The 18,248-nt window shown below is 46.7% G+C and carries 18 protein-coding genes; 17 read left to right on the top strand and 1 reads right to left on the bottom strand.

Features of this window, described 5'->3' with window-relative positions; genetic code table 11:
• The first annotated feature begins 214 nt into the window (after positions 1-214).
• The 17 genes from KS4_RS17615 (at position 215) to KS4_RS11175 (ending at position 9,658) form a co-directional block, all read left to right on the top strand.
• On the top strand, positions 215-379 hold the full coding sequence (locus KS4_RS17615) for a hypothetical protein (RefSeq protein ID WP_200761179.1): 165 nt from the start codon (positions 215-217) through the stop codon (positions 377-379).
• A gap of 90 nt (positions 380-469) precedes the next feature.
• Complete coding sequence (locus KS4_RS11250; protein WP_145078024.1) at positions 470-832, top strand: hypothetical protein; 363 nt, start codon at positions 470-472, stop codon at positions 830-832.
• Between the two features lies 1 nt (position 833).
• Positions 834-1,523, top strand: coding sequence for a hypothetical protein (locus KS4_RS11245; RefSeq protein WP_145078022.1), 690 nt, complete (start codon positions 834-836; stop codon positions 1,521-1,523).
• A complete protein-coding gene (locus tag KS4_RS11240) occupies positions 1,489-2,034 on the top strand; it encodes a hypothetical protein (RefSeq protein WP_145078020.1) in 546 nt (181 codons plus the stop codon). The genes KS4_RS11245 and KS4_RS11240 overlap by 35 nt, the downstream gene beginning before the upstream one ends.
• Positions 2,031-3,539 carry a DNA cytosine methyltransferase gene (locus tag KS4_RS11235; RefSeq protein ID WP_145078019.1) on the top strand — a complete coding sequence of 503 codons (1,509 nt, stop codon included), beginning with the start codon at positions 2,031-2,033 and terminating at the stop codon, positions 3,537-3,539. The genes KS4_RS11240 and KS4_RS11235 overlap by 4 nt, the downstream gene beginning before the upstream one ends.
• A 16-nt stretch (positions 3,540-3,555) precedes the next feature.
• Positions 3,556-3,777, top strand: a complete 222-nt coding sequence (locus KS4_RS11230) for a hypothetical protein (protein WP_145078017.1) — start codon at positions 3,556-3,558, stop codon at positions 3,775-3,777.
• Positions 3,778-3,920: 143 nt separating this feature from the next.
• The gene (locus tag KS4_RS11225) at positions 3,921-4,409 is read left to right on the top strand and encodes a J domain-containing protein (protein ID WP_145078015.1); all 489 of its coding nucleotides are present in this window, start codon (positions 3,921-3,923) and stop codon (positions 4,407-4,409) included.
• A gap of 23 nt (positions 4,410-4,432) precedes the next feature.
• Complete coding sequence (locus KS4_RS11220; RefSeq protein WP_145078014.1) at positions 4,433-5,143, top strand: ASCH domain-containing protein; 711 nt, start codon at positions 4,433-4,435, stop codon at positions 5,141-5,143.
• Positions 5,136-5,561: a hypothetical protein gene (locus tag KS4_RS11215; protein WP_145078012.1), complete on the top strand. Its 426-nt coding sequence runs from the start codon at positions 5,136-5,138 to the stop codon at positions 5,559-5,561. The genes KS4_RS11220 and KS4_RS11215 overlap by 8 nt, the downstream gene beginning before the upstream one ends.
• A gap of 10 nt (positions 5,562-5,571) precedes the next feature.
• The gene (locus KS4_RS11210) at positions 5,572-6,276 is read left to right on the top strand and encodes a beta clamp domain-containing protein (RefSeq protein WP_145078010.1); all 705 of its coding nucleotides are present in this window, start codon (positions 5,572-5,574) and stop codon (positions 6,274-6,276) included.
• Positions 6,266-6,712: a hypothetical protein gene (locus KS4_RS11205; protein WP_145078008.1), complete on the top strand. Its 447-nt coding sequence runs from the start codon at positions 6,266-6,268 to the stop codon at positions 6,710-6,712. The genes KS4_RS11210 and KS4_RS11205 overlap by 11 nt, the downstream gene beginning before the upstream one ends.
• Position 6,713: 1 nt before the next feature.
• Positions 6,714-7,013 (top strand): helix-turn-helix transcriptional regulator, encoded by a 300-nt coding sequence (locus tag KS4_RS11200; protein WP_200761178.1) that lies wholly within the window; start codon positions 6,714-6,716, stop codon positions 7,011-7,013.
• 174 nt (positions 7,014-7,187) lie between these two features.
• On the top strand, positions 7,188-7,592 hold the full coding sequence (locus tag KS4_RS11195) for a hypothetical protein (protein ID WP_145078004.1): 405 nt from the start codon (positions 7,188-7,190) through the stop codon (positions 7,590-7,592).
• Between the two features lie 206 nt (positions 7,593-7,798).
• Entirely contained in the window at positions 7,799-8,122 is a 324-nt protein-coding gene (locus KS4_RS11190) for a hypothetical protein (protein WP_145078002.1), read from the top strand.
• A 109-nt stretch (positions 8,123-8,231) separates the two neighbouring features.
• Positions 8,232-9,086 (top strand): hypothetical protein, encoded by an 855-nt coding sequence (locus tag KS4_RS11185; RefSeq protein ID WP_145078000.1) that lies wholly within the window; start codon positions 8,232-8,234, stop codon positions 9,084-9,086.
• The gene (locus KS4_RS11180; RefSeq protein ID WP_234698795.1) at positions 9,073-9,351 is read left to right on the top strand and encodes a RusA family crossover junction endodeoxyribonuclease; all 279 of its coding nucleotides are present in this window, start codon (positions 9,073-9,075) and stop codon (positions 9,349-9,351) included. Before KS4_RS11185 ends, KS4_RS11180 begins: the two co-directional genes overlap by 14 nt.
• 1 nt (position 9,352) lies before the next feature.
• Positions 9,353-9,658 carry a helix-turn-helix domain-containing protein gene (locus KS4_RS11175; protein ID WP_145077996.1) on the top strand — a complete coding sequence of 102 codons (306 nt, stop codon included), beginning with the start codon at positions 9,353-9,355 and terminating at the stop codon, positions 9,656-9,658.
• Here KS4_RS11175 and KS4_RS11170 read toward each other — a convergent pair.
• Complete coding sequence (locus KS4_RS11170; RefSeq protein WP_145077994.1) at positions 9,651-18,236, bottom strand: LPD38 domain-containing protein; 8,586 nt, start codon at positions 18,234-18,236, stop codon at positions 9,651-9,653. The two genes, KS4_RS11175 and KS4_RS11170, sit on opposite strands and share 8 nt — an antisense overlap.
• Positions 18,237-18,248: the final 12 nt, after the last annotated feature.

Here is an 18,248-nt window from a genome sequence, read left to right as displayed (position 1 = left end):
AAGGGGACGGGTTATGGAGGCCAGAGCGTTTTCTAACCTCATGACGAGAAAACGCAGGTTCAAAGTAAAAACCAATAGCGGAACTGAGGATGCGTGGGAAGAGAATCGACGTAAGCGAAGAAACAAGCAAGAGCGAAAGAGAAGAAACAATCGGTGAATATTTTACCATTAAAAAGTTGTAATCTTAACTAACACGATATTGATAGGAGATGATATGAGTACTCCAAAAGAAAAGATTGACGGTGCGGGAATCATTTGCCGCCCACGAGGTGAGGGAAAAAGGCGTAAACGGGGGTACAACAAATGGTTTCGCATGTTGGCTAAACGTGATCCTGAGAACGCACCAACCAAACGGATTTGTAAGGGTTGGGAAGCCTAATCGACACATCCTCGCAACGTGACGAGGAAACAACAAAACATCGACAGATTGACACTTTACTGTCAAAAACGACATAAGAAAGGTGATGAAATGAGTGAGAAAAGAACAATCGAAGAAGCGAAGCAATGGACTGAATTGCATAAGAACGAACTACTCGCAGCAATGAAAGAAAATAAAGATTGTAAACATTTATCTGGCTTGCCAGTAATGGTGAATCTTTGGAATGCAGGATGCTGGCTAAATCACAGATTAGCAGAGGCTGGTGCGACAAGCGACGAAATCTCAAGTATAGGTTTTGCCCACGGACAGCGAAGTTTCGCCAATGACCCATACAAAGTAGCTGTTGATTACGTGAACGAATACGAAACCAACAAATCGGTACAAGACAAGCCGGGTGTTGCTTTGGCAGAAGATGTTGTGCAAACACTCTCCACCCATGAGGGAGGTGAGTGAGATGGGTGAGAGTGTAAAACAATTAAGTGGTGTTGAGTTAATAGCAGCGGAACGTGATCGGCAGATCAAGAAAGGGTGGGTGGTTGAGCATGACAAGCGGGTTAATTGCACTTACTGCCAACTAATTTTAGCGGCAATCGCTCGTTTACAGGTCTACCCCATCTACGTGAAACGGGGTAACCGAATGATTCCAGTAAACGAGATCATCAACGAATTCGGTTTTAGTGTACCTAAACACATTAATCAATCTGGAAGCAAATACAGTTGGGAAGCATCCACAAAAGAGCGTGAGCATCTGATAGTTGAAGCCGGAGCGTTACTAGCTGCAGAGTTGGACAGGTTGAACGCTACTCCAGTATCCACCCATGAGGGAGGTGATGAGATGAGTGAGAGTGAAGGTGAGGAAATGTATCTCGAGATGATGGATAAAGCCAAGCATCTAAATCTTGAAGATACATGTGTACTTATTGCTGCAGGATTAAAAACCGCATCACGTTTTGCAAGTGAACCCGAGGATGGCGATTTTAGATTCGGTGTTGCGTTAGCGTATGGCGCTATTTTTACCGAGGGCACATTGCGTGAATTAATGTTTAAGACAGTGGCCTCTATGGCAGCGACAGTTGAGGGGTTTGAGGAAGCGTTGCAAAAGCATATCGATGAAGCAAAAACTAGCCAATCAGGAGGTGGGTGAGATGGGCGAGAGTGATATTAAACAATGCAAAGGCTACAAACAGTTGGCGGCGGCCGTTAAAAAATCGTATGACGACGACCCGAGCAGAGGATTTGATAAGACACTTGATTGGGCGGTTGAGAGAGCGAAGCATTATGCAGAGCGTACAGGCATCCCCGCAAGTGAAATCTTGGATGCATGGGAAAAGGATCGCAATTATTGGTGTGTAAATTACTACCAAGACGCCAAGCAGCCTTTGCTTGATGGAACGATTAAGGTTTTCGATACATGGAGTGATCTATTAAATGCCATTGATAAAAAACAGGGTTTTCGGTGTCCGGCATGTAGTGGTGTATCTAGAGATGCTTATGAGTGTAGTTGCGATGGATGTGATTGGAAGGTTTACGGTTTGCTCAGAGATTTAGGCAAGGGTGTTCGTGTATTTGTAAAAGAAGCAATTCGATCTGATCTAATCTTTATGCCTGTGTCGTGGGAAACCTCCTCCCACCCATCAGAGGAGGGAGAGGGATGACCGCAAGGGCAGGAGCAACATTCAGAGATGACCTGTTCGATGGGCTTGTGATTGATTCATTCGCAGGTGGTGGCGGAGCGTCAACAGGTATCGAAGCGGCTTTAGGCCGTCCGGTTGATTACAGCATCAATCACGACGATGAAGCCGTGAAAATGCATGAATGGAATCACCCAGGTACAACGCATTTTTGTGAGGACATTTGGGGTGTCGATCCCCGCGATGTCGCGAAAGGTCGTGATGTTGGCCTTGCGTGGTTCTCGCCAGACTGCAAACACTTCAGCAAAGCCAAGGGTGGAAAGCCTGTCAGTCCTCGAGTACGCGGGCTGGCGTGGGTCGTGCTGCGGTGGATGACACACGTGGAGCCCGACGTGGTGTTCTTAGAGAACGTCGAAGAGTTTGAGGGATGGGGGCCACTCGACAAAACCGGCAAGCCATGCACAAAACGTAAGGGCCACATCTTCAACAAATTCATCGAGAAGATCCGCGATCGAGGTTATGAAGTTGAGTGGCGTGTGCTAAAGGCGTGCGACTTCGGAGCCCCGACAATACGCAAACGATTTTTCATGATCGCTCGACGCGACGGCAAGCCGATCGTTTGGCCAGAGCCGACGCATGGGCCGGGCCTGATCCCATACCGCACAGCCGCCGATATTATCGACTTCACACAACCGATCTGCTCAATCTTCGCTGATCAAGATGAAGCCAACGCGTGGGCGAAGTATCACGGATTACACAGACCAAAGCGGCCGCTCGCCGAGAAGACGCACGCGAGGATTGCAGCGGGAATTGATCGCCACATATTCAAAGATCCTGAGCCATTCATTGTTGACGATGCCGCTTACACCATGGTTCAGAGCGGATACGGCGAACGTAAGGGACAGGCGCCGCGAGCGTTGGATCTTAACAAGCCACTTGGCACGATCGTAGGAACATGCAAGCACGCCTTAGTCGCGGCATTCATAGCTAAGCACTTCGGCGGTGTGGTTGGAGTGCGGGCAGATAAACCGTTCCCCACCATCACGTCACGCGGCACACAAAACATGCTTGTGACGTCGCAGCTCACACACTTCTACGGTACAGATCAAGGCAAGGCCGGAAGTATGAGTGAACCGGTGAAAACCGTCACATCCGGCGGACAGCACATCGGCGAGGTGCGTGCGTTTCTCCTGAAGTATTACGGCAACGATAAACACGGGCAAAGCTTCAACGAACCGCTGCACACGATCCCAACACATGAGCGATTCGGCATGGTGTTCGTGAACGGTGAGCCATACCACATCACGGATATTTCGATGCGTATGTTGACCCCGCGTGAGCTGTACAGGGCTCAAGGTTTCCCTGACAGCTACATCATCGGCGACGGGTCGCATGGCGAATCGGTGTTGACGAAATCGGCACAGGTGCGCATGTGCGGTAACTCGGTTTGTCCCGTGATGGCCGAGGTGTTGGTGAGAGCAAATTGTGTTGAATCAGAAGTTGAATCAGAACTATTGGCAACTGCATAACAAAGGACGGTGAGTGATGAGCAGTAGGTCATACATGAATGTTTGGAAACAGACATGCGACGCCGAGAGACACGCAGATAACGGCGAGTTTGAAGAGGCGCTTGATTGTCTCACATTGGCATGTGAAGAGCATGGCGGGGTTAAGGATGGCGAACATCACGATAGTCGCCTGCACATCTTCTTCAGCCTAAATCGTGTGTTGTTGCTTCGTAGGAACGCAAAGAAAGCGAGTGAGTGATGAGAGTTCGTCCGAATGATGTTCAATTTACTTTTAGGCCACTGTCAGGAATGTGGCCAAGTGATGGGAAAAGTGAATTTGATAATTGCCGATTCAGATCCAAGTACTCGGCAACCTTGTCTGAATTAAGGAGCGAGTTGGCAATGATCGGTGTTCGTGACGCGATTATTGAAGCCGATGTTACAGAGAATCAAATCCGTAACGATGGGTTGCTACGTTCAACAGCAAGAATAAACGGTGAGAGAGTACGTCTGAGTTTTGTCCATCCTGCTGCTGGGCCGCTTCAATACCCCTGCGACACCTATAACGATTGGAGAGACAACCTACGCGGCATTGTCAAAACGCTCAGCGCACAGCGTGCTATGGAGCGGTACGGCGCTGTAAGACAGCATCAGCAGTACAGAGGTTGGGCAGCACTCCCATCGCCCATTGAGTTGCCTATGACCCTCGAACAAGCGGCCAATCTGGTTAGCAGCAGCGACAGGAATTCGGTCATTAACGACGCAGATGAGTACCGCAAGGCATATCGAGAAGTTGCCAAGAAGGTACACCCAGACGTAGGCGGATGTGCTGATGAGTTTGCGCGTCTGCAAAACGCGAAATCAATACTTGATGAACATCATGGCATCTAAGGCTGTGAAGAAAGCGAGCAATCATGAGCGTAGCAACTGAGATAAGAGAGCGGCCGATACTGATGAACGCTGAGATGGTGCGGGCGGTTCTTAACGGGCAGAAGACGCAGACGCGCAGGCCGATTAAGGCACGCAAGCCACACCCGGAATCATGTGGCTACACTCCAATTGAAGATGCACTGGGCAACCAAATTGTGTTGCAAATGCACGAACAGGGCGGAACCACATTTAACGGTGATGAACTGCGCATCCATTGCCCATACGGTGAGGTTGGCGATCGGCTGTGGGTGCGGGAGACGACGCGGGTTCTGCGTGTGGAGGAGAAGGTCTACGGCGGCAGGATGAGCATGTGTAAAGCTACAGAGGTGGATCTTGAGTATCCAGCCGACGGTAAGAAATACACGACGACGTGGCCATCCCATGCGAAAGAAAAGCCTGTAGTTGGTAAGTGTGTGAGCAATGGGTGTTTCAAACAGCATGCACGCATCATCTTGGAGATCACAGATGTGCAGGCAGAACTGGTGTCGGAGATCAAGGCCGTAGATGCGGTACAGGAAGGCTGTCCAATGCTTGAATCCGAATGCCATTATGAGGCAATGGATGAAGCAAGAAAGTGGTTTTTGAAAACATGGGATTCAATATATGCCAAGCAAGGTTTGGGAATAGATGTTGACCCTTGTGTTTGGGCGATCACATTCAAGGTCATATCAACAGAAGGGAGGCGTGATGAGTAAATCAGAGAACGAATTGTTAGCAGATGACATTGCGGAAGCCAAGGCAATGGCTGGGTTAGACCCCGCATCCGGTGACGATCAAACGGTCATTATGATTTCGATGACTAAAGAGAGGCATGACGCACTGTTAAAGCATATTCATGAACTGGAGGAACTTGTCGAGAAGTTGCCAAAAACGGCGGACGGTGTCGTGGTTGCTCCAACGAACGCGGTATATGGCTCTGTCACCGGCCGCAGGTACATTGTTGATGACTGCTGGTATTGCACACGCGATCGGAACTTTGGGAAGGACGAGGACCACATCGACAACAGTGAGGATGAGCGTGTGTACGAAGGGCAACGTGTTTTAATTGGTAGGTGTTATTCGACACGTGAAGCAGCAAAAGAAGCAATCATAAAGCGTTTTGACGCAAAATAAGAGGCAATAGATGACAACTAAACAGACGACAGCTAATACACAGTGCGAAATTCTAACAATTATCAAACCATTAAAGGAGATAGCCGCGGCTGAGGACACGAAATACATGAACAGCGGTGTTCATGTAATAAAAAACGGGCAACAGATTCGAATGGAAATCACCGACAGTGCGCATTGCCTGATTGCTGATTATGAAGATCCGGAAAGCGTTGGTGATGATTTTGACTGTGTGATACCGCCTGCAGTCATTGATATGCTGCCAGTAGATGATATTGAGGGGGTGAGCATATCACTGGTTGCAACTGGCCAAAACCGTTATTTCTTTAAAACTGATTTCGCAGAGATTCACTTCAATTCAACATGTTGCGAGATGATGTTCCCGCCTGTTGAACAGGTACTTGAGATTAGATGTGTTCATGAGAAAACGGCCAACTTCTCGGAGTCAGTACGTTTTGGGGCGGTGCTTGTCAGTAAGGTATTAAATGCAATCTGCATGTGCCGACAGATTACAGCAATGGACGAGATTGATCAGCACGTAGACATGGCGCTGCGAGGTGATGCGGACGCTGTGTTATTGACCGCAACAGTTAATACGTGCTCATGCTTTAGCCCGCATGAATACCACAATTATCTTGTCAATATAAAAGCACTTGTCATGCCAGTAGATAAACGTGCGAAAGATACGACCCAGATAGGAGGTCAGTATGTCGGATAAATCCAACACAATGGCAGACGACGAGGTGAGGAAGACTCTTATTCAGGCGCTTGGATGGCGAGTGGAGGCCGGGCCAAACGGTATAGGGTCAATCTTGATCACGCCTGATGGTAAGGACTGCGGATGTTCGTCAGGTGATGTGGATTCGTTTTGGGAGGATCGAATCGAATATCACCGGCGCAGTAGCGACCCCCTCACCGACGCTAACGCACTGCTTGCGGTGGAGAGGAAGGTGTTCTCAATTAATGAGTTTTGGCCAGCAGGCAGATTCAGCTTGTGGCTTGGATACAAGCAAGCCATATTCGAGATGTTAGAAATGAAGCCAAGGGACATGATTATATGTGAAGCTGCTACATTTTCAGCCCCCACCGCCACCAAAGCCCGCGCATTGGCTGATGTACTCCTCGCCCTGGCTATCAAAGAGAGGGGGGAGTGAGATGCAATTACTAGATATGAAAATATTCTCTGATGAGCTTTATAGAAAAGTGGGCAATGCTCTTGCGGGTAAACGTCAGAAAACCGGTATGAGTCAAGATGCATTGGCAGGGCATGTAGGGGTGACGCGTGTAACGATTGCGAATATTGAAGCTGGTCGCCAGCGCCCGCCACTTGCCACTTTATATGCGATTGCTTCCGCTTTGGATATGAAGTTGCATGAAGTGCTTCCTGATATACCAAAAATAAAAGTTTCCGTTGATGTTGATTGGGGCACTCCATCTACAGGGATAGAGGAATGATCGCCACATGAAGTACATCAAAAGGATCACGATCTACTGCATTGCGTACTGCATCGCTCGATTGATATATGAATCGACTGATTCAAGAGATTGGATCACGGCAATCTACATAGGAATATTCGTTTCGGCTGGCGTACTCGCTGCGTCACTAGCAACACATAGAGGGAGCAGGCAATGAAAGCCAAATACACAGTACAAGAGATAGAGGGGATGGGGGAGGAAGAACTTAATACGGTGGCTGCTGAGTTGATGGATTGGACGCTCTACAACGGCATATGGCTAAGCCCCGACCACGAATCCTATTTGTTCGAATGGAAGAAAGGTTACAGCAGAAAGACCGTATGGAACCCAACAGGCAACCAAGATCATTTGGCAATAGTCGTTGCCCGTCTTGTTGGTAGATACGGATATGCGGCAAAGGCTGGGTTTGCTGATCGCATTCAATCGGCTTGCTTGTCAGGTACGAAAAAGGAACGTGGAGTCTACGCGATTTGGGCGTGCTTCAATCAGCCTTTGCACATGACACGTTTCGCCCTCCTCACCCACCTACAGGCAGAGGGGAGGCTGGTAGATGGGTGAGCAATACACAAAGCGCGGGATCAGGGAAATGAGCGACGAATCGCTCGCGGAGACATGTTCCGTTGAACTAAGTGGCGCAGAAATTCCAACAGGATTATTTGGAGACTCTGAAACAGTTAATGACTGGCAGACAATAATCAAACCATGCCGTCAAATTGTACAAAAGCACCTTATTTCATATCTAGAGACGGAGGGGAGGCTGGTGGATGACCAATGAGCAATATCAAAAGATGTTAAAGCTTGCTGCTGAAATCGAAAATAGCCTGACACCAGAACAGCAGGATGCCGCAGTAAATGTGTGTCGCATGTACGACAACCCTAATCAATGCGTGTTTCGATCGCTGATGCCCAGTCAGACAGAGCGTATTGGTGTTGCGGAAACCATTGAGGCATTGATTAAAAAAGGAGCGTTATACAGAGAAGAGCTAACCCATGCCATTGGTTGGACAAATGCGGGATGTGCGGCATTTCAACGGGTTTACCGAAAACGACAAAATCAGCCAGCCAATCAGGAGGAAGGCAATGAGTAAAGCCGCTGAGTAGTGTGTAAACATCCCATCGCCCCAAACAAAATCTCAGTATTGATACAATAAATGTTAGGTGAAAGTTTGGTGACGCATAGATATAACGAGGTAAAACATGATTCTCCCACTTAAACACAATCACGCTTCGGTTATCAAGCAAACCGCAATTTTAGCTCGTGATTTAGGTTGCTCGCGGATAGCGACAGATCCGCAATTATTACGAGCAGTTCTTAACTCAGCGCAGCACTCTGAGAAGCCTGATGTATTTGCTTGCTGGACTTCATATATAGAAGGCGTGTTTCCACAAGACGAAGGCCGCGATGAGAGTGTATGGCATACCGATAGCTGCATATTTGAAATTAAAGACAGCTTATCCGATGGTAAAAATGATTTAATGAAACCCATACGAAAACTGGGGGTAAGGGCGATGGGGTCATTCAGGGTTCGGGTATCCCACGAATCCGCGTTTGATGCGCAAAAACTTATCGATTACGTCTACAACTTTCACAACTGCGATGACGGTTGGGGCTATGTGGTGCTAACAGAGCAAGGAACATGGAAATGGCTTAAGCAACCCATGCGTTTCAAGCCAGAGTTTAGAGATATCTATGCTGAGTATTGTTTGCTTCTAAAACTCTGGCCACAAGGCACGACAGATAAAAGTAAGTCAGTGGTGAAGCGTGAGATTAAGAAGATTGACGATATTGATGTTGAAATCATCCGGCAATACGTGCGGGACTATCCAGATGTAACGCAGGGACATATCACAAGAGGGTGCGGGATAAGAAAACGCAAGCCAAAAGAGTTTGAAGAGAAGATGAACCGAATCGGAATTTACAGAAACCCACGGTCAGGGTGGTTTGTGAAAGAAGATAATCTTGATCAAGCCAATGTTAGAGATGGAATTGCCTTATCCGCCAACAATCAATCACTATTACAAACGAACCCGCAGGGGGATGATAATAGATGAACGGGGGCGGGCGTATCGAAACACTGTGGGTCTGATCGCTAACTCACAAACTAAAGAACCTTTTACAGAAAAAGCAAGCTTGGAGATTGATGCGTACCCGCCAGACGGAAGAAAACGAGACTTAGACAACATCCTTAAAGCGTTACTTGATGCGATTGAGAAAGCGGGTGTGATTGAAAACGATTCACAGTTTGATGAGATTCGCGTTTCTAGGAAGTCGAAATATAAAGGCGGGAAAGTAGTTATTAGAATCAGTGAGATTTGAAATGGTGAGGTTGAATAAAGAACACATCAAGAAGCATGAAGACATCATGACGCTACAAGAAGCGGCTACATATATCTGTGTAGGTGTTCGTAAATTTAATAGCCTTCGTGATGAATACGAATTACAACCGTTCTACGTAGGGCAGGGGGGAAAACTCTATTATCATCGCGATCAGCTAGATCACCTGCTTACGCTACTCTCCCGTCGTATGGCGATGCCGAAGATGCCAACACGGAAGAACCCACCTGAAATCCATCCCCAAGATAACAGGTGGGCAAGCGAGAAACGATTTACTATTTCTAACTGAAACGCTTTTCTAAACCAACCATCTTCTTATTGAACAGGATATACATCTTGTCAATCCGCATATCAAAAGTTTTCTTCTTCTCAGAATCGGTGATCCCCTCACGATCTTTCTTAAGCTTACGTACCCGCTTTTTGATGTTATTGAATTCTGCCTGCATTCTTGCAAACGCTGTCGCTCGTTGGTGGTTCCATCCAATCTTTTTCTTCTTGTCTTTGCCCTCGACACGCTCCTTCTCGCGTGCAATTTCCTCACCCCACTTATAGAAACGATCGCGGTAGTATCTCGGATTGTTTCCTCCATAGAACCGGCGCACAAGCGGCATCTCGTATGTGCCAACTGGCTCTCCGTGATACCACTTGTCGCCAACATTCCAGATACGCATTAGTGATGCACCCGCACCACCTGACCAGCTTTTAAGATAGTGTTCAACAGTTTCTGGCGACACGTCAATCAACCCACTCTCATCCTCATCGCCTCCCGTCCAATAGTTAATCATCTCCATCATATTACGCAGCGAAGGGCTTACAGAACGCCAATACTTCTGGGAGTCCGGGTTGTCGTAAGCTGCAAAAGCCGAGCCTTCTGGCATAATCGGATTACCCGTCCAGTTACGGTTCTGTGCGCTTTGTAGCCACGGCCTGAATACAGTGGGGGTGATTGTGTCGAGTGTGTTCTCTGCGGTGCCCGTCGGATTGAATGTATCAAAGGCCGAGTTGATCATATTGACCGACCCTTCAATCGGTGAAGTAGTGCCGTATACCGATGAGTTGAGATTACGCCCAACTGTTGTTGCAAGGTTATAGATGAAGGGCGATGGAATTTTTATGTGCTGGCCTTCACTAAAGGGAAGCATCAGAATGATGTAGTTTCGTTTGGTGTACTCAGGAATCTTATCGTAGTAGTTCTCACCATCTTCATCTTCACCCGCGACGGCTCGGTTAATCACATCTTGTAGGGCTGCAGCAGCAACGAGCGACGCTACAACCTTACGAGTCCCCTTGTGGTTTTTGGCTGAGCTAACCACTCGGTAGTTACCTTGCACTTGCGCATTAGCGAACATATACAAAGAAGAAATTACTGGGCTATAAACGCCTTTTCGCTCGAAATTGGTGGTCAGGTTCTTCGCATAAGATGCGGACTGATCCTGCGTCATGCCAGATTCGCGAGCGTGTTGATAAGCTGCAACACGTACAGCGTTCTCAAACACTTCATTGATGTCCTCTGTGAAGTGCGCGTATTTCTGAAACACCTTGTAGAGTAGATATGGTGCCTTTTTGGGAGATAGTTTAGATTGATCTAGTGCCTTAAGGTCACGATCAATTTCCTTCTTTGTCGTTTCATAACTTTGTAGATCAATGAACGCGACCGGAGCGCCGCTATCTCGGTATTCTTTGTAAATCTTATCCCACTTCCGATTCCCGTCACGATACCCCTTTTTGTTTCTTTGGGCTGTGTATCCCTTACGCAATCCTCGCCAAACTGCACCCATCGCAAATGGAGTTTTAGCCAGAACTTTGGCTGTTTGCTGTATGCCTTTTTCGCCTGTTAATGTAAGCGAAGCAGAACCAACATCGCGCACCATATTGACAGGTGCGAAGAATGGGTTCCATCTAGTAGACATTGAAGCTAGGAATCTGTTTGCGACACCTAACCCACGGATAAATTCATTCTGGCCTTCCAGATCAAGATTCTTGAGCGCTCTTGCTACACTGTGATATTCGGGATTATTGATTGTGATGTGATGAACTTTCCCATCAACTTTAACTGCAAAGACGTTGTCTTTGTACTTGTGAGACTCGTCCACGACTTGCGTGATTATTCCCTGTTCATCAAAAGCGAGTTTGGATGGTTTCTCATCAATTGACCAAAGATTGGGGTTGGGGTTTTCTTTGACGAGTTTGTAGAAGGTGCGCCCGACTTTCGCTTTTTCTGCTCGTATGATCGCGGTTTGCGCGGATGTGATTGCAAAGGTGAGTGATGAACCTGCGGCAGATTTGCGGCCAAAGGCGCGTTTAAACTCGTTACCCCGAATATCAATCCCCATGCCGATACCTGAGAACGGCTTGTCGGCTAATTCTTCAAGATCGGTTTTCAGGGGCGTATAGAACTCGTACTTGGTATTCAGCGCATCATAAACATCTTCTGAGACAAGACCTGATTCTCGCCAAAGTTCTACGGTTTCTCGGTTCATCTGGTCATGCAAACGGGCGATTTTCTTGTAGGCCGCGCCTTTCTTTGAGGATTCGATTTTCTGCACATATTCCCGTGCATACTCATCTGTCCAGAGTTTGCCGGTGCTGCGTTGTTTCCCGGCATAAACGTCTTTTTTACGGTGCGAGATAGACAGCTCACGGTTACGCTCAGGCGCGTGACGCGCTTGCAGGTATTCGTCGATTTGTGGCAATGCGATCTTGTATAGTTTTGCTACTTTGAGTATCGGGTCAACGTATTTGTTCTGGATCGCCTGAAGGTGATTTTGCGTTTTTTTACGACGTAGTTCTTCTTTCTGATATGGATTGGAAGTGTCGTCCAGTTTGCCTTTTTGTTTGACGATCTGTGCTTGCAAGTTCTTGAGTGGACGTAGGTGATCTTGCGTGAGGTATAGGAAGTGTTCAAATCGGCCTGGTGTTGGGGTATCGAATCCATTGGATGAATAATTAGTTTCGCCTGCGACTGCAAATTTTGCGGTTACCTCTACATCTGCATCATCGAAGATTACATAGTTAGAATCTCCCTCTCCTTTTTTACGGCTTGCTCCATCTAAAAACTTAATACCGCGTATACCAAGTGACTTTAGATAGAGGGATGTGTGTTTAGCGTATGTGGTATCGCCGCCAGCCCAGCTAGACCCCTTAACCTCTGGCGGCAGTGCTTCATGAACATCGTAGTGTTTTAGAGCCAGATATAAATCACGCCCGCTATAGATATTGTCTGCAAGCATTTCATCTAGTGAAGGGGTGTCGTGGTATTCAAGTGATTCGTTAATTTGTTTTCTGATCTTCGGTGGTATATTAGCGAGAGCGTTCTTAACGGTTTCGTTTTGTTCTGAGAGCGGTTTATCCCAAGATAAGTATTCGTGTTCTTCTGGCTTTAGGTCTACTTGGTAGAGTTTGCCTTGCCCCGAAAGACTCAAGGTGCCGTCTTCCAGTATTTGTATTGCAGCTTTGGATGCTAAATAATCAATAGCCGCAAAATCGCCATCAATTTTCAAATCTTCAATAGCCGCGAGAGTGTGGCTGTGTTCGTTAGCATCCAGCAACGCAGAGTCAGCAAGATGCATCTTGTTTTTTGAAACACGCGATTGTTTCTTTAACGCGTTAAGTGTGTCGCTTTGCCCTCTCGTCCAATCTAAGCTGGCTTGGCGTAATATACGTCGCATCTCTGATTTTGCCCTAAGCTCCAACTCCCTAGGGAATTGACCGTTGCTGATCTTGCTTATAACAACACCAAGCTTACTAGCCTTAGATTCTAAATCCCACGCAACCTGACGTTCACTTTTTCTTGCCAGTTTTTCCTTATACCACTCAGCGACCTTCTTATTCCCTGCGAAATACATGCCCCACCCATAGGCTTGGGCACCTTCACCTGTACCGATGCGCTGTGTAGTAAATGCATCAAAATCGTGTGCTGAACCATGATAGGCTGCTGCAAATTTAGGCTTATCCTGTCTTTCGTTGGTGTTTATGACAGCTTTGCCGTTGTCAAGCTTGACTTTTTCGAGTAGCTGGCCGATAGTTATCTTAGAGCCTGCCTTAGAAGAGCGTGGAGTCTTCGGAATCCCGCTCGTGTGTGCAGGCTCTATTTTTATCCCATCATGATCGTAGTATTTATGCCCATCTCTGGTTTCGCGTATGGTCAGGGTGACTCGATGTAGATCATTCCCAATTTGTACAGGCACATACATATGGTGGAACGCTTTGATTGTGTCTCTGTTGCTCGCGTCATGATTTGATTCTACGAGAATAGCGTTATGAATCATTGGCTCTATAGCGCGTACTAATTCAAATGATAATTCTTTTTGACCTTTTGAAATTGCGTGGCGTATACCTGCACTGGATACGTTGATTGTCCAGCCGGTATCCTTGTTTTTGTGATTGCCGTGTATTAGTTTTTTAGCTCTCTGCATGAGCCATTTTTTAAGTTTGGGTTTGGATTCTTTAGAGATTCGTTTTTTGTAAAACAGCGCCTTGTTGAGTTTGATAACTGGAATATCTTCATCAAAGCGTTGAAGTAGATTCTGAGGAACTTTCGGGTTGGATTTGCTGGGATCGCGCTGCCTTGCCGCGGCGAACATCGCCACGCCTTTGTCAGTTTTCTTAGTTTTGATCGTACTGAATAGATTGTCAAAAGCTTCAATAACAGGCTTTGCTTCATCTGTTTTCAGATATGGGTAACTGTTAGGTGATTCATATAACTCCTCACTTATAACATTTGCTAGATAATCATTATGTGATTGATTCTGTTGGTTTTTATAAACCACATAGCTTTCAAAAGCTCTTGCCCCTAGCTCAATCGGCGTGTTCCAATATGGTACGGTGCGCTTTGCATCCAAAGAATTCGCACGCGAAACCATCTCTGTCGATCTTATTGATTTCAGAACATTGTTAAACGCTTCTAAAACTTCTGATCTTACTGATGTATCGGGCTCGCCAGTTTGATAATTTGCCCTATGCTTAGGATCGTCCGTAATAAACGAATCTGGATCTTTGCGCATTCGGGCAAAATAATTGTCAACAGCATGGAACCATTCATGTGCAAGCGACCCAGCACCTCGTGTTTTTGTAAGGTTAATAACAACCTTGCTTGCCTCATAATGAGCGTTCGCTTTTGTGTTGCGGCCACGCGATCCAAATGCTAAACCAAGTTCACCGTTCAGTGATATTGCCTTGGTTGGGATGTTCAGAATCGTAGCCATGTCTCTCAGTGCATCATACGATTCATTTAAATCTTGTTGCCTACGATCGCCCTCAACCCAGTTCCCAAACTCTACACCTCTGAACCCAAATGTATCGGCGAATTTTGTGGGTGAAACATCTTGACCTTTTCTATAGTCCCTCCCGATTCGTTCACTATTCTTCTGGTTTCGGTGTGGCGGTATATATTTGGCACTTGCTAATGCATCTTCAAGATCGGCTTGTTTCTCTTTGATATAGGTGCGAGCCTCGCTCGCTGTTGCAAATCCATCAACCAGATCAATGTAATTCTGACTCTTAATTTTTTTGCCAACGATGTATTTTTTATCCTGATGATTTCTTAGCCGATAAACATCGAATTTAGTACCCCTGACCGACGTAGGGGTTACTGCCAGCGTAGTCTTTATAGCATCGACAGCTTCTTGATATGTTTTGTGGTCACCTCCGATGTACGATTTCCCTTTTGCAACCCAATAACGCCCATCACTCCCTCCAATGCGATAGCCGCCTGCACCTGTAGGCATATCAGGGAAATTCATTGCGCTGAGATACTTAACCCGTTCTGTAAACTTGAAAATGTGGTGCGCACTCATCGTTAATGATTTGAGCGCTTCAACGGGATTGTTGGTGTCAAGTATTTGTATAGCAATGTCGCGTTTATGTTGGGCTGCCTCTAACCAATCCCTTTTACGACTTAGATATTTTTGCGGGGCACTGCCAATAGATTCGCGTAGAACCTTAACGGCTATGAGGCTTTGATCACTTAGACCTGATTTCTTGAGCTTATGATAGTCGGGGGCGGGAAATATTTTGGCAAGTTTAGCTTGTTTAACAATCTGCTCATCGTCCATACTTGCGACGTTTGTATTAATGTATGATTTAAGAGTTTGTGCATAGTCTTTTCTCGCGCCACCAATTTTTTCTCCAAAATCCTCGATCTTGGTTGCTTGCCCCTTGTTTTTGGTTTTTTGTTTATTTTTCTTTCGTTTCTTTTTGTTTTCTACGGGCGTTTCTACTCCTTGCGTATCAGCACTTCTAGTACTTTGTTCTGCGACTTTTTTCGGCGAAACTGTCGTACTTTGCGACACTTCGTCATCATCACCTTCACCAGCCCCTTCTTGAGGCTCTGTCTCAAGCTCCCCTTGTGTAGGTGCTAAATCATCTTCACCAAAGGTAGCATCCCGCAATACTCCGTCAGTTGCTTCGTCTGTGCCCTCAGATAATTTAACTAATCGTTGTCTCTCGGCTACAAGTTCGGCCAGTTCAGACCGTTCACTGCCACTAATTGCTTCATCGTATTCTTTGCCCCTTAATTCACGAATCTTTTGATCCATTGCAACGACCTGAACTACAACTTCATCTGCGAGAGAACCCTGACCGTTTTGTATTCTTGCTTGAGATTGTTCAGACAAATCTTTGGCCTGCGTTTCTACATCTCGTTGCTGCTGTTCGGCCGCAGCGATAGTTTGATCTATCAGTGACAGACGATCGTTCACAACACCGTTGTTAGCAAGTCTACTAATCAGTTCACGAATCTTGGCTGCCAGCTTATGAAACGCGCTTTCGTTCTGTCTTCTGAGGTTTTGCCAGAACTCAGTCTTGTCGGCCATGTGTTCAAAGAGATATGCAACTCCTTCTTCGGTTTGAGCATCTTTTGAAAGATCGAGATGCCCATCCGTCGCAGCATTCAAATCGCGCAGATACTGCTGAGCGCTCTGATCTAACAAATCTGGCGAAACCTGCTTGAGATTAGAAACGATCTCGTTATATGACTTGGGATCGCTTTTTCTAAGGCTATGAACGTATTCGTGGCTGACCAGCGAGGTCATCGGTGATTTCGCGTTAACGTCGATAAGTATGGTATTTTTATCTGTGCCCATTGAGGCGGGCAGGGGGTTATCTGCACCAAGGCTTGATTCAATGAAGAGGATCTTCTTGCCGAGCTTATGTGCGCCCAAATTGGCGAGCTTAAAACGCCTGCCTTGAGGCTTAACATGTTTAAGTGAGATCGATTTATCGCCGGTTGCGTTTTGGATGTTCGTTTGATAGGTTTTGACTTCTGTCAGTTCGGATTCTGTTGACTGAGCCTCTCTGGTTTTTGTAAGAGGCGTTTTGCCTTCTATTGCCATCTGTGCGTACTTATTAAGTGTCTTATCGATGACCACGCCCGCATTACCCCCAGCATTGACTTCATAGCGGATTTCTTCTGCCGCGTCTTCAAGGAGTTGTGGTGTAAGCTTAATACCACCCTTCTCGCCTTTGATCTCTTTGATACGCTGCACCAGCATAGGCTCTGTGTATTCGTGTGCCTTACTCACGATTGTTCGTGAGTTTGCATCTGCTGCTCCGCCAAGTACACCTAGTGCGCCGCCGATTTTAAAACCTTCCCATGCAGATTCCGAAACACCGTCATATATCGACCCTTCGCGCTTTAACCCTGTGTGCATGTCTATCATGTTTTGAGCAATTTGTGTCAAACCTTCTTCAGCGCCTTCAGATGTACCCACGATGCCTGCTCTCGTTGCAAACGCGGGGACGGCTTTTTTAAGTACATCCGCAACAACTCTCGGATTCTTACTCGCAATGGCTGCGGGTAACTTTGACGCGAGCGGTTTAGTGACCGCACTAGACCCTTTTACAATACCACGCATTACAAGACCGGCCACAAATTCCGTAGCAGCTCCACCGGCCGCGGAAGTAAGCTCATTCCAACCACTAACTTCATACCCTTGCTCGCGTAGGTTCTGGGCCTCCATACGTTTGCTACCTGCGACGCTCGAAGAATCGGCAGCGATCGTAGGCAGAGCGGTTGCTGGGTTTAAGTACCCTGTCGCTTTAGCGAGGTTGTAAGCAGTGCTGCCAACACCCTCTGAAAACGTATTGCTTTGGCCTAAGTTTTTCTGTAACCATTCAGATCTGGCGTTAGCCTCATCAGGTGACACAAGCCCCCATGCTCCAGTGCCAAATTGATGACCTGAGCGCACAAAGCCGGAAGAAACATCACCCCAAATCCCTCTCTTTTGGATTTGATCTTTTCTAATGTTTGATTCGGCGATCTTGTCGGAAGTAGGCATACCCATCTGTTCAAGGTATTGATCGATTCGCTTGCCTTTTCCAATAGTATCAAGGTTTCTATAGGCGGTGTCGTATTTTGATGCGTGCTGATGCAGTTGGTCACGCAAAAGGTTATGTGAATTGCTAGGATTACTTGCATCCATAGCCTTTTGAATGCTTGACCACCTCTGTTCATCAATAGGAACGAGCGTTTCAGCTTCATATTGTTTTTTAAGTTCCGGTTTCCCAATATGCCCAGCTACGATGCGCGTGCCGCCGTTTGGTCTTTTTTCGATGCGGTTATTCTGCTGGCCGAGTTTTTTAAGCGCATAGAAATTAGCGACATCAGCACCCTTAGTTACAGAGCCTCTAGCTTGGGCATCCGCAACCATTTTTTGCTGCAACTTCTGTACTTGGTTGTATTGGCGCTGCGTCATCTGACGGCGCAAAGGTGCCGAAGTCACATTATCAGAAACGATATTGGGTTGTGATACACCCGAGCTTTTCATTGCATCAGCAAGTGTAGATTCATCCTTTTCTCGATGGCCCTGAATATTGGATGATTCAGCGAGGGTTGCTGCTTTCATAGCTTCGGATAATGTATTGTTCATGCTCTTTTAAGC

This window comes from Poriferisphaera corsica (assembly GCF_007747445.1).
Taxonomy (GTDB): domain Bacteria; phylum Planctomycetota; class Phycisphaerae; order Phycisphaerales; family Phycisphaeraceae; genus Poriferisphaera; species Poriferisphaera corsica.
The sequence above is the reverse complement of the archived record's forward strand: the minus strand, read 5'-3'. Positions and strand labels throughout refer to the sequence as shown.